General features: G+C 47.2%; 12 protein-coding genes and 1 riboswitch. Of the genes, 8 read left to right on the forward strand and 4 right to left on the reverse strand.

Annotated elements, in window-relative coordinates; genetic code table 11:
* The first annotated feature begins 96 nt into the window (after nt 1-96).
* Nucleotides 97-173: riboswitch (glycine riboswitch) on the forward strand.
* Nucleotides 174-268: 95 nt separating this feature from the next.
* The 3 genes from IEW76_RS08005 (at nt 269) to IEW76_RS08015 (ending at nt 2,369) form a co-directional block, all read left to right on the forward strand.
* Nucleotides 269-544: an ACT domain-containing protein gene (locus IEW76_RS08005; protein WP_188652622.1), complete on the forward strand. Its 276-nt coding sequence runs from the start codon at nt 269-271 to the stop codon at nt 542-544.
* Between the two features lie 12 nt (nt 545-556).
* Nucleotides 557-1,918 (forward strand): PFL family protein, encoded by a 1,362-nt coding sequence (locus IEW76_RS08010; protein WP_188652624.1) that lies wholly within the window; start codon nt 557-559, stop codon nt 1,916-1,918.
* Between the two features lie 241 nt (nt 1,919-2,159).
* Complete coding sequence (locus IEW76_RS08015; RefSeq protein WP_188652626.1) at nt 2,160-2,369, forward strand: hypothetical protein; 210 nt, start codon at nt 2,160-2,162, stop codon at nt 2,367-2,369.
* Here the strand turns inward: IEW76_RS08015 and IEW76_RS08020 are convergent.
* From IEW76_RS08020 to IEW76_RS08035, 4 genes are all read right to left on the reverse strand, one after another.
* A complete protein-coding gene (locus IEW76_RS08020; protein WP_188652628.1) occupies nt 2,348-2,725 on the reverse strand; it encodes a 5-carboxymethyl-2-hydroxymuconate Delta-isomerase in 378 nt (125 codons plus the stop codon). The two genes, IEW76_RS08015 and IEW76_RS08020, sit on opposite strands and share 22 nt — an antisense overlap.
* A gap of 15 nt (nt 2,726-2,740) precedes the next feature.
* Nucleotides 2,741-3,499, reverse strand: coding sequence for a fumarylacetoacetate hydrolase family protein (locus tag IEW76_RS08025; RefSeq protein WP_188652630.1), 759 nt, complete (start codon nt 3,497-3,499; stop codon nt 2,741-2,743).
* The gene (locus IEW76_RS08030) at nt 3,496-4,272 is read right to left on the reverse strand and encodes a fumarylacetoacetate hydrolase family protein (RefSeq protein ID WP_188652632.1); all 777 of its coding nucleotides are present in this window, start codon (nt 4,270-4,272) and stop codon (nt 3,496-3,498) included. Before IEW76_RS08030 ends, IEW76_RS08025 begins: the two co-directional genes overlap by 4 nt.
* Nucleotides 4,273-4,347: 75 nt before the next feature.
* Entirely contained in the window at nt 4,348-5,244 is an 897-nt protein-coding gene (locus IEW76_RS08035; RefSeq protein ID WP_188652634.1) for a LysR family transcriptional regulator, read from the reverse strand.
* A gap of 147 nt (nt 5,245-5,391) precedes the next feature.
* On the opposite strand from IEW76_RS08035, the gene hpaI reads away from it, so the two are divergent.
* From hpaI to IEW76_RS08060, 5 genes are all read left to right on the forward strand, one after another.
* A complete protein-coding gene (gene hpaI / locus IEW76_RS08040; RefSeq protein ID WP_188652636.1) occupies nt 5,392-6,315 on the forward strand; it encodes a 2,4-dihydroxyhept-2-ene-1,7-dioic acid aldolase in 924 nt (307 codons plus the stop codon).
* Between the two features lie 79 nt (nt 6,316-6,394).
* Complete coding sequence (hpaE, locus tag IEW76_RS08045; protein ID WP_188652718.1) at nt 6,395-7,888, forward strand: 5-carboxymethyl-2-hydroxymuconate semialdehyde dehydrogenase; 1,494 nt, start codon at nt 6,395-6,397, stop codon at nt 7,886-7,888.
* Nucleotides 7,889-7,900: 12 nt separating this feature from the next.
* Nucleotides 7,901-9,376 (forward strand): 4-hydroxyphenylacetate 3-monooxygenase, oxygenase component, encoded by a 1,476-nt coding sequence (gene hpaB, locus IEW76_RS08050; protein ID WP_188652638.1) that lies wholly within the window; start codon nt 7,901-7,903, stop codon nt 9,374-9,376.
* Between the two features lie 12 nt (nt 9,377-9,388).
* Nucleotides 9,389-10,369 carry a 3,4-dihydroxyphenylacetate 2,3-dioxygenase gene (gene hpaD / locus IEW76_RS08055; protein WP_188652640.1) on the forward strand — a complete coding sequence of 327 codons (981 nt, stop codon included), beginning with the start codon at nt 9,389-9,391 and terminating at the stop codon, nt 10,367-10,369.
* A 536-nt stretch (nt 10,370-10,905) separates the two neighbouring features.
* Nucleotides 10,906-12,342: an aldehyde dehydrogenase family protein gene (locus IEW76_RS08060; protein ID WP_188652720.1), complete on the forward strand. Its 1,437-nt coding sequence runs from the start codon at nt 10,906-10,908 to the stop codon at nt 12,340-12,342.
* Nucleotides 12,343-12,345 lie beyond the last annotated feature (3 nt).

The raw sequence follows: 12,345 nt of genomic DNA on the forward strand, positions 1-12,345 counted from the left end.
GGAAAACATAGTCCTTGACCAACGATACGCATATTGGTACCATTACATTTATTCAAAAGAATAGTGGCCGTGAAGGTTATGGGTAACACTATAACTGGAGCCAATCCTGGAGAGATCGCGTAAAGCGGCGCCGAAGGGTTCATGATCTCAGGCAACCGGACAGGAACGAACTTACATACAGAATACGTGTATGGGTACGTTTGTCTGAGGTCGGCGAGAGCTGATCTCTTTTTTTGTTCACAGAAAATATAGGCAGAGGTGGATCATCATGGAAAAACGTAAAGCAGTAGTAAGCGTCATCGGAAAAGACCAAGTCGGAATCATCGCGAACGTGACAAACGTACTCGCAGAATATAAATTGAACGTGCTCGATATCAGCCAAACGATTGTGGAAGAATACTTCACAATGATTATGATTATCGACGTGAAAGAAGCACATGATCTTGATGCAATCAGAAAAGTACTACAAGAAACTGGCGAGAACTTAGGCGTGCAAATTAGTCTGCAGCTAGAAGAAGTCTTCCAGTCTATGCACCGCATTTAAGGAGGGCTCCCCATGAATATTGCATTTAACGAAATAACAGAAACCATCCGCATGGTTCAAATGGAGAACCTCGATATCCGTACGGTTACAATTGGAATCAGCCTTCGTGACTGTGCCGATTCAGATATTGAGAAGTTAAAAGAAAATGTCTACAACAAAATTACGACATACGCGAAAGACTTAACAACTGTTGCTGAGCAAGTTGAAAAAGAGTACGGTGTACCGATTATCAATAAACGTATATCAATCACTCCCGTATCTGAAATCCTTGGTAATGCGACTGTGGCTGAAGCCGTTGAAGTCGCGAAATCATTAGATCAGGCAGCAAAAGACCTGGGTGTAGATTTCATCGGAGGTTATTCCGCTCTTACTCATAAAGGTGTAACAAAAGGAGACCAGACTCTAATTGATTCTCTACCTGAAGCCCTAAGCGTAACCGAACGCGTCTGTGGATCCGTGTCTGTAGCGACAACTCGTACAGGTATCAATATGGATGTTGTGAAACAAATGGGTCACGTGATCAGTGATGCAGCAGAACGCACAAAGGATCAAAACGGAATTGCTTGTGCGAAGCTTGTTGTATTCAGTAACCCAGTAGAGGACAACCCGTTCATGGCCGGTGCTTTCCACGGAACAGGGGAAGGCGAAGCGGTCCTAAACGTTGGCGTTAGTGGCCCTGGTGTTGTATTGAGCGCACTGAAGCGTTACCCAGAAGCGGATCTTGGTGAAGTATCTGAAGTCATTAAAAATACAGTCTTCAAAATTACCCGCGCCGGAGAACTTGTTGGACGCCAGGTAGCCGAACGAATCGGCGTTCCATTCGGCATTCTAGACCTGTCCCTTGCGCCAACGAACGCGCTAAACGACAGTGTTGCTCGCATATTAGAAGAGATCGGACTTGAACGCGTTGGTACACACGGTACAATCGCGGCGCTCGCTCTTATGAATGACGCTGTGAAAAAAGGCGGCGCCATGGCTAGCTCGTATGTAGGCGGATTAAGCGGTGCATTTATTCCGGTTAGTGAAGACGAAGGTATGATCGAAGGGGTAATGGAAGGATCCCTTTCCCTGTCAAAACTTGAAGCGATGACATGCGTTTGTTCCGTAGGTCTTGATATGATCGCCCTAACCGGTGACGCATCACCAGCTACCTTATCAGGCATCATCGCCGACGAAGCCGCAATCGGCATGATTAATAAGAAAACAACAGCCGTACGCGTCATCCCGGTTCCAGGAAAAGAAGAAGGCGAAATGATCGAATTCGGCGGACTACTTGGCCGCGCTCCTGTTATGGGCGTCAATCCATACAGCAGCGAAGGCTTCGTGAACCGCGGCGGCCGCATTCCAGCTCCGTTGCAGGCTTTGATTAACTAAATTTTTCAAGAGGTGAACTGCCCAAACTTGGTTTGGGCAGTTTTTTTATTTGGGGTGAGTTAGTCAAATATGGGCGGAAGGGCTCAAGCTGGGTGAACCGGTTCAAGTCCGGGTGAAAGTGGCTCAAGCTCCGCGGAACCGGCTCAAGATCAGAGGAAGTGACCCAAGCTAAGCGAAAACTGACTCAAGAAGCCAAAAAAGCGGCTCGAGTCTGAATGCAAAAGGCTCAAGAGGAAGAAAAGTGGCTCGAGTTGATGGAGAGTTGGCTCAAGTTCGTCCTGATTCGGCTCAAGTAGTTGAGAAGTGGCTCAAGCTGGGTGGACCGGTTCAAGTCCGCCCGAAAGCGACTCAAGCTTTCTGGCCTCGCTCAACCTCCCCGGGCCAGAGAGCCGATCCCCCTAAAAAACCACAAAAAAACAGGCTGAACGCTCAGCCTGTATATCGATTATGAATATTATTTTTCTTCTGAGTCGGGAAGTTAAATTCAGTCACCTCAAGAGATAGAGCCAGGTAATGATCTTTGAAGCAGTCGCTAAAGAACGATTCAGCTACTGCAAACAAAGCTTCACTCGTCTCTTTCAAAATTTCCTCACTTCGACCTGCTCCTACTTTTAATTCAATATGAACGAAAGAATCATCTTCTGTTCCGTCAGCCACGACGTAGTCTGTTCGTTTCACAGCTCGAGAGCGGATCCCGCCTGTTGGGAAGTGGGGGGATTCCACTAACACCATGTTCATTTGCTTCAACAAAGAACGAAAGTCAAAATCAACTAAGTTATCGGTGTACTCCACAATAATATGAGGCAATGGGTCATTCCTCCTTTAGGATATTGGAGCGGGCTGTTCTTCGATAATCGTATTCGCTAAACGGCCGATGCCTTCTATTTCTGTAACGACTTCATCGCCGACGTTTACTTTTGTAGGGCCTTTTGGTGTGCCGGTTAGGATCACATCGCCTTCGTTAAGCGTCATGAAGCTACTTAAATATTCAATTAGATACGGAACAGAGAAAATCATATCCTTCGTGCTTCCTTCTTGCTCAAGTGTGCCGTTTACATACGTACGGAGAGCAAGATTCATAGGATCAGAGACATCATCTTTATCCATGATCCAAGGTCCGATTGGCGTACAGTTGTCCCGGTTTTTGACGCGGAAGTTCGGGCGGTAGTAATTTTCTAGGTAATCCCGGAAAGCGTAGTCGTTGGCGATCGTGTAGCCGGCTACATAATCGTAGGCCTCATCTTTTGTGATATTTTTTCCCTGACGTCCTATGACAACGGCCAGCTCACATTCATAGTGCATATGCGTCACATCAGTGGGGCGTGGCGTCTCGCCATGATGGCCGATGAGCGTATTTGGTCCTTTTAAAAAGACCAGTGGTTCCTTAGGTGCGTTGAAAGCGAGTTCTGATGCGTGGTCAGCGAAGTTCAGGCCAAGGGCAAAAATGGTGCCAGTTTCAAGAGGGGGGAGCCAGGTGACTTTTGATTCGTGCACGGTTTGGCCAGACTCTAACAAGAGTTGATCACCCTCAACAATCGCCTCGTATACATTCCCTTTGTAACTTACACGTGCTTTCTTCATCGGTTGCCCTCCTTCACATATGAACGTTCTGAGACAAAATGGTTGGTAAGTGCGCCGATCTCATCGATTTGGATGCGGACTTCATCTCCTGACTGGACGCGTGGTGCACCTGGTGGCAGGCCAACGAGCAGCGTATCGCCTTTATGGAGCGTCATAAATGAGCTCACATCCGCTATAAGTTTTCCAACAGGTCGAACTAATTCGGACGTGGAGTGTTCCTGACGCAGTGCGCCGTTGATATAAATACGGATACCGAGGTCATCTGGATTCACCACTTCATCTGCATTCACAATCCAGGGACCTGCTGCGCAGAAACCGTCTTGAGCCTTCTCTTTAATGGCAGGTCTGTGGATGCTGTCGTGGGGGAGAGAGATATCGTTCACGATTGTGTATCCGCTTACAAAATCGAGAGCGTTTTTTTCATGCACTTTACTAGCTGTGCGACCAAATACGATCGCAAGTGCAGCGCCAACTTCCACTTCCGTTTCACCTTCTGGAATCCTAATCGCTGTTTCTGGGCCTGTAAATGTATTACGTGGCTTCATATATAAAACGGGTGCTTCTGGTGGCTTTTGGTACGGGGCTTCGTGCAGAGATCTACCAAATTGATCTAAATTCCCTTTGTAGTTCATGGCTGTTCCGTAGACGTTGCCGGATAAAGGGAAATCTAGTCGCAACGACCCGTCGCCATCAGAGAGTGTACCTTTAGCTGGATCAATCGTCATTTCTTTTGCTTGTGGAACACCACTTAATTGGACTTTTGCTTTCTTCATCAGGATTTCCTCCTTCAAGCCGAATTCGAATCACGTCTATCATAAACATAAAGATTCTAAAAATTCAAATCTTTTTTACTGGAGACTTTCAACAGGTTCGAATTGGTCAATAAACTTTCGTGCGGCAACAGATAAGAAGCGTTCCTTCATCCATACAATGGCTGGCTCAGCCTGAATCTTCGCATCATGAATCGTAATCACACGGAGGCCTGGGTCATGTCTGTCTTTTAACGATGCTTTGGGAACGATGGTCGCTCCGACTTGAGCCGAGACAAGGGAAAGAAGCATCGTTACGTCGGGGCATTCGCAAATAACAGTTGGTTCAAATCCGTGTTGGCGACATTCTTCTAAAATCATTTCAAATTGCCCAACACCACTCAGTCTATGTAGCAATAAAAGAGGGGTTTCTTCTAGTTCACGCATGGAGACGCTCGTCCGCCCCGCCGCAAATTCCGTCCAACCATCAGGCACGACAAGGACGTAGGGTTCGGTTGGCAAATGGACAACAGAGAAGTCCTCGCTGTCGATAGGGAGCCGAACAATCGCAAGCTCGATCTCTCTGTTCCGTATGCTTTCGGATAAAGAAGATGTATCACCTTCCTGGAGTTTATAACGAAGAAGGGGATGTTCATCACGGAAGGATTTTAGTTTGGATGGGAGATAGGGAAAACAAGATTTCACAGATCCAAGTGAAAGTGTGCCACGAATGCCGACGCCCGTTTCCTTCACTTCAGTAACGAGGTCTTCCATTTCGTGGAGAATCTTCTCAGCTCTTTGATAGAGCACCTTCCCGGCTTCTGTGAGCTCTAGAGTTCGCCCGTTTCGTTCGACTAGGCTTACTTCAAGCTCTGCTTCTAGTTGTTTGAGCTGCTGACTGAGGGGGGGCTGAGCTATATGAAGCCGCTTAGCTGCACGGGTGATTTGACGCTCCTGTGCGATTACATAAAAGTAACGTAACTGACGAATATCCATCGGTTCAACTCCTATTCTATATATCTTTTAAATATGAAAAGAAGACTTTATAGATATTTTAAATCTATCGTAGCACATGGTATCGTTAAAATGACAAATATTTCAGAAAAATATAAAATCTTTTCGGGCAAGAAAGGAGTTTTGTAAATGAATATTCAAGAAGCGAAACAAAGACTACGAGGGTCAATCGCACCGATTGTAACCCCTTTTCAAAAAGACCATTCTATTGATTTTGAAGCCTTCAGAAAGCTGATTCATTGGCATATTGCAAGTGGAACGCACGCGATCTCTGTTACGGGAACAACGGGAGAGCCGAGTTCTTTAACCGTTGAAGAGCGGGTTGACGTAATGAAAGAGGCTCATAAAGCCATTAACGGGCGGGTTCCTTTTGTGCCAGGGACAGGGTCCACAAATCACCAGGAAACCCTGTACCTGACAAAGAAAGCTGAGGAAATCGGAGCAGATGCGGCGCTCGTGATCGTCCCTTACTACAATAAGCCATCCCAACATGCACTGTATAAACACTTCAAAGCAGTGGCAGATTCTGTTGACATCCCTATTATAGTTTATAACATTCCTGGGCGTACAGCGACGAACCTGCACGTCAGCACATTAGCAAAGCTTAGTCAGGATTGTGAAAATATTATTGGAGTAAAAGAGTCAAATAAAGATTTTGAGCATATCAATCGTGTGTTACTACATTGTGGTCGTGATTTCCTTCTTTATTCAGGAATTGAACTTCTTTGCTATCCGATGCTTGCGATTGGTGGAGCCGGTCACATTAGCGCAACCGCGAACGTCGTGCCTGATAAAGTAGCAGAAATTTATGATGCGTGGGTAGAAGGGGATGTGAAGCGAGCACAAGATCTGCACTATGATCTGATGCCTCTGAATGACGTACTCTTTAAAGATACGAACCCAGCTCCACTGAAAGCAGCGCTCGGTATGATGGGCAAGATCAATCCCGATCTTCGTCTGCCGATGGATTTACCAACAGGTACCTTGCAAGATGAGATCCGATCGGTCCTTGCAAATTATGTAGAGATCGCTGATGGAATCGGTTTGAAGTAAATTTTTTTACCAATATAAGAAAGCGTTTACAAAAAAGGAGGTCTAAACGTTGAGTAATCAGTTACAGGATAAAACCCAAATGGTGAAAGACATCTTAGAAAGTGTTCGTGATGTGAATTTATATATAAACGGATCCTTTGTTGCTGCATCAAGCGGGAAAAGTTTCGAGAATATCAATCCATTTACTAATGAGACCATTAATCACATTGCTGAAGGGGATAGCGCAGATATCGATGAGGCTGTGTTAGCTGCAAAGACAGCGTTCAAAGGTGAATGGGGTCAGATGAAAGTAAAGGAGCGTCTTGCCTACATTTACAAAATTGCTGACTTAATCGATGAGCATATCCATGAGATTGCCCCGCTCGAATCATACGACACAGGTCTTCCCATCAGTCAGACGAAAAAAATGGTCGCCCGTGCGGCACAGAATTTCCGTTTCTATGCTGAAATGGTTTCGTCTCGCTTGGTTGGAGACACCTACCCCGTTGATGACGAATTTTTAAACTATACCATTCATAAACCAGTCGGAGTTGCAGGGCTGATCACACCGTGGAACGCCCCATTTATGCTTGAGACGTGGAAGATTGCTCCGGCGCTTGCGACAGGGAATACGGTCATTTTGAAACCTGCTGAATGGTCACCGCTTACGGCGAACCGATTAGCGGAGATTATTGACCAGGCCGGTCTGCCAAAAGGCGTGTTCAATGTTGTGCATGGATTCGGTGAGACTGCTGGAGCATCACTCGTTGCTCATCCTGATGTGCAGCTCATCTCTTTCACAGGCGAAACGACAACAGGGTCTGAAATTATGCGAAACGGAGCCGATACGCTGAAGCGCTTCTCGATGGAACTTGGTGGAAAGTCTCCGATCATTGTCTTTGATGACGCTGATTTCGACCGAGCGCTCGATGCGTGTACGTGGGGAATTTTCTCCTTTAACGGTGAGCGCTGTACGGCGAATTCTCGTCTGTTCATTCACGAGAAGATTTATGACGAATTCGTGGCTGCCTTGAAAGAGCGGGTCGATAATATCATCGTTGGTGATCCATTAGATGAGGGGACTCAAGTCGGACCTCTTGCTCATAAGACGCACTACAACAGAGTGAAGAGTTATCTCGATATTGCCAAAGAAGAAGGTTGCGAAGTTTACAGTGGCCAAGTTCCGGAGAGTTTCAGCACCGGTAACTATGTAGCACCGACCCTCCTTTTAGGAGCCGATAATAAAATGCGCATAGCTCAGGAAGAGATCTTTGGCCCTGTGATGACCGTCATTCCGTTTAAGGATGAAGAAGAAGTGATTGAGAAAGCCAACGACATTCGGTACGGCTTAGCCGGTTATGTTTGGACAAAAGATATTCAGCGAGGTCACCGCGTTGCCCAAGCAGTAGACGCTGGAATGCTTTGGGTGAATTCACAAAACGTTCGCGATCTGCGTACGCCATTTGGCGGTTCGAAACATAGCGGCATTGGTCGTGAAGGTGGCTATTATGCGTTTGAATTTTACACTGAACAGCAAGTCATTCACGTTGCGCTTGGGGAACACCACATTCCACAGTTCGGAAAAAAGAAATAAGGGGGAGACACGATGCCAGCTAAAACAGGTGATCAGTATATTGAGAGAATTCGGAAGGCGAAGAACAATGTCTACATCGGAGGGGAGCGGGTCGAGGATCCGACCACGCACCCTTCATTTAAAAACGTCGTCAAATCAATGGCGCACTTGTACGATCTTCAGTACGAAAACCCGGAAAAAATGCTGTACACATCTCCTACCTCAGGGGACAAAGTCGGCATGACGTTCATGCGTCCTGAATCGATCGAGGATCTCATTAAGCGCCGCGAGGCCATTACGGAATGGGCGAAAGCAACAGGTGGCATGATGGGACGCTCACCTGACTATTTGAACGCTGAAGTCATGGCGATGGGAACAGCATCAGATTTGTTCGCTGAAGCCGATCCGATGTTTGCTGAGAATGCGCGCAATTACTATGAGTATTGCCGTGAGAATGATATTAGCCTAACCCACACACTTATTCATCCGCAGGTAAATAGAGCCAAAGCGCAGCACGAACAGAAGGATGCCAATAACGCCCTTCACCTTGTTGAGAAGCGAAAAGACGGTATTATCGTCGATGGGATTCGCCTCTTGGCAACACAGGGTGGGATCACGGATGAAATCCTAGTTTTCCCTTCAACGGTGAAGAAGTCTGGTGAACTAGATGATCCGTATTCATTAGCTTTCGCTGTACCAAATAACACAGAAGGCTTAAAGTTCATTAGCCGCGAGTCGTTTGATTACGGCAAGAACGAATGGGATCACCCATTATCTTCTAGGTTTGAAGAGGGAGACGCGATCGTTTCTTTTGAAAACGTTTTCGTACCGTGGGAGCGTGTCTTTGTTTGTGAGAATTCTTCGATTTGTAATCGTACGTTTGCTGAAACGGGTGCAGTTGTGCATATGTCTCATCAGGTCGTTTCGAAGAACGTCGTGAAAACCGAGTTCTTGCTTGGTATCATCCTGCAGGTTATGGACGCAATTGGCATCGATCAGTTCCAGCACGTGAAAGACAAGGGCACAGAAGTAATGCTGACTCTTGAGACGATGAAGTCGCATCTTTATAAAGCCGAGCACAACGCCAAGCTAGACAAATGGGGCACGATGACGCCAGACTTTGAAGCGCTAAATGCAGCTCGTAACTGGTATCCGCGTATCTATCCTCGCATCACAGAGATTATCCGCATTCTTGGGGCATCAGGACTTATGGGTATCCCGAGTGAAGCGGACTTCCAGCATGAGGAGATTGGTCCGATTATTAACCGAGCGATGCAAGGAAAGAACCTTGATGGCTTTGAACGAGTGCAGTTGTTCCGTCTTGCCTGGGATGCAACACTTAGTGCATTCGGTTCACGCCAGGCTCACTATGAGTATTACTTCTTCGGGGATCCGATTAAGATGGGCATGACGTACTTTGACCAGTATGACAAAGATCCGTACAAAGACTTTGTGCAGGATTTTCTTAATAAAAGCACGTCGAAAAAGCCAAACGTCACAGGCGTATAAGGAGGATTCCAAATGACATTTGATATTATTCGTTCAGCTCGTGCTGTCTTACACGTAAAAGATTTGGATGCGTCACGTACGTTTTATGAAGCACTCGGTTTTGTGGAGACAGAGTCCGATGATACGCATATCTACTACAGAGGTTTAGAAGAACACAACCATCACAGTCTTCTGTTGAAAAAAGGAGAAGAAGCCTCTGTCGAAGCCATCAGCTACAAGATGATGCGTGAGGAAGACCTTGATACTCTTGCAAGTCTTTTTGACGGTAAAGGGTACAAAGTAAAGTGGATGGAAGCAGGTTCACAAAAAGCGATTGGGCGTTCCTTCCGAGTTCAGGACGTCTCAGGTATACCAGTAGAGTTCTTCGCCAAAATGGATACGGTAGACAGGATGCTACAGCGCTATGATCAGTACCGCGGAGCCCGAGTACAGCGGATTGATCACTTCAACTGCATGGTTTCTGATGTTCAAAAAGCGTATGACTTTTACACAGAAGAGCTTGGCTTCCGGTGTTCGGAGTACACATCTTCAGATGACGAAGCGATCTGGGCCGCCTGGCTCCATCGTAAACCAAGTGTTCACGACGTGGCCTTCATGAACGGAGACGGACCTCGTCTTCACCATATCGGCTTCTGGCTCAGTGACCAGCTAAGTTTGATTCACGCCTGTGACGTCCTCGCCTCAATGGGCTATGTCGATAGCATCGAGCGAGGACCAGGCCGACACGGATTATCGAATGCATTCTTCTTGTATTTAAGAGATCCAGATGGGCACCGGATTGAGCTGTATAACGGTGATTATTTAACAAGTGATCCGGACTTTAAGCCAATCCGCTGGGATATCAATGACCCCATGCGCCAGACCTTCTGGGGACACGAAGCGCCAGACCGCTGGTTCAACGAGGCCTCGCTGGTGCAGAATGTGCACACAGGCAAGACCCTCCCACTCCAGGAGCCAACGCTGAAGAAAAAGAAACCAACGTTCATTATATAGGCGGCTGTGGGGGGAGGTCCGTTGCCACATGAGTGCTTGGGCAGGCTTGGGGACAACTCGCTTTCCTGCGGGGAGCTGGGAAGCCTCCTCGTTCGCTTGCGCTCTCTGTGGGGTCTCCCCTAGGCTCCTTTTCCCGCGGGAGTCTCGCAGTCCCCAAGCCTGCCCTGACGATAAGGTGATGAACGGACCTACGCTCAATGTTTTATAAGCTCCCTTTCTCCAAATTTAGTACGTTTCCGTTACTCCTAATACAGAAAAGATGGTCCGGGAAACTGCGAGACTCCTGCGGGAAGAAGAGGTAGACGAGACCCCGCAGGGCATGATTTTTGCCCGAGGAGGCTCGACATCTCGCCCGCGGAAAGCGAGTGGTTTCCCGGACCATCTTACTCTCCATAAAAGTTAACGGAAACGTTTCTCTAACTATTGCAAAACAACCAACGTGATTCCAAGTCTACATTTAAAGGGACTTATATGAAAGACAAACATTAATTGAACAATTATGTGAAGAATTCAAGGGGGAATGGTTCGTGGGTACTTTGAATACGTATACAAAGAAACATCTTTATATAGGCGGTGAGTGGGTGGAAGGGGAGCGGTATGTTCCCCTTTTTTCTCCTTATAGTGGGGAGAAATTAGCTGATATCCCACAAGGTACAAAAGAGGACGTGGATCGGGCGATTGGGGCGGCTGAGGAGGCGGCTTATTTAATGCGTGCTCTTTCTTCACACGAGAGAGCGGGGGTTCTTGATCGACTTGCTCGTTTACTAGAGGAACGACAGGACGAAGCGGCAGCGATTATTGCAAATGAAGCTGCGAAGCCGATTAAGGCGGCTCGGGTTGAGGTGAAGCGCACGATACAGACGTATAGGTTTGCGGCGATGGAAGCGCGTAACCGTTACGGCGAGACGTTGCCGATGGATGCGGCGCCTGGTGGTGAGAATCGTGTTGGTTACACAGTGCGGGAGCCGATTGGAGTCATTGGGGCCATTACGCCATTTAATTTTCCGATGAATTTGGTTGCTCATAAAGTAGGACCTGCGATTGCAGCAGGAAACTCAGTGGTGCTGAAGCCGGCATCCGCCACGCCACTATCTGCCTTCTTTTTGGCTGAGCTTTTAGAAGAAGCGGGTCTTCCGAAAGGGGCGTGTAACGTCGTAACAGGAAGTGGGCGTGTTGTAGGGGACCGACTTGTTAAGGATACGAGAGTGAAGATGATTACGTTTACGGGTAGTGCTGAGACGGGAATTGGGATTCGTAACCAGGCGGGATTAAAGAAAGTGACGCTTGAGCTTGGTTCAAATGCGGCGCTTATTGTTGATGAAGGGGTGGACTTGGCTGATGTAGCAAAGCGCGCCGTGATGGGGGCGTTTGCCTATCAAGGGCAAGTGTGTATATCCATTCAACGCATTTATGTGCACGACGCTGTCTATCAAGCGTTTTTGCGTGCTTTTGTTGCAGAAACGGAGAAGCTTAAAGCGGGCGACCCGCTTGATTCAGCTACTGACCTCTCCTCTTTAATAACAAAAGAGGACACAGAACGCGCACTTTCTTGGGTACAAGAAGCGGTGGACAGTGGGGCTGTGCTTGAAACAGGTGGAACGGTTGAGGGGAATGTGATGCGCCCGACAGTGTTAACGAATGTGGACCGGGATATGAAGGTGTCTTGTAAAGAAGTGTTCGCTCCAGTTGTGGTCATCAATCGCATTCAATCGATTGATGAAGGAATCAACGCGGTAAATGACTCTCGCTATGGGCTTCAGGCAGGTATCTTTACACCGAATATCCACCACGCTTTTGAAGCGGCGGATCAACTTCATGTAGGTGGTGTACTTATAAATGACATCCCGACGTACCGTGTTGACCACATGCCTTATGGTGGTGTGAAAGAAAGTGGTACGGGAAGGGAAGGAATTCGGTACTCCGTTGACGAAATGACAGAGATGAAGCTAATTATAGTTAATAAAAATAAATGAGGT

This window comes from Pontibacillus salipaludis, from assembly GCF_014642405.1.
Classification (GTDB): Bacteria; Bacillota; Bacilli; order Bacillales; family BH030062; genus Pontibacillus; species Pontibacillus salipaludis.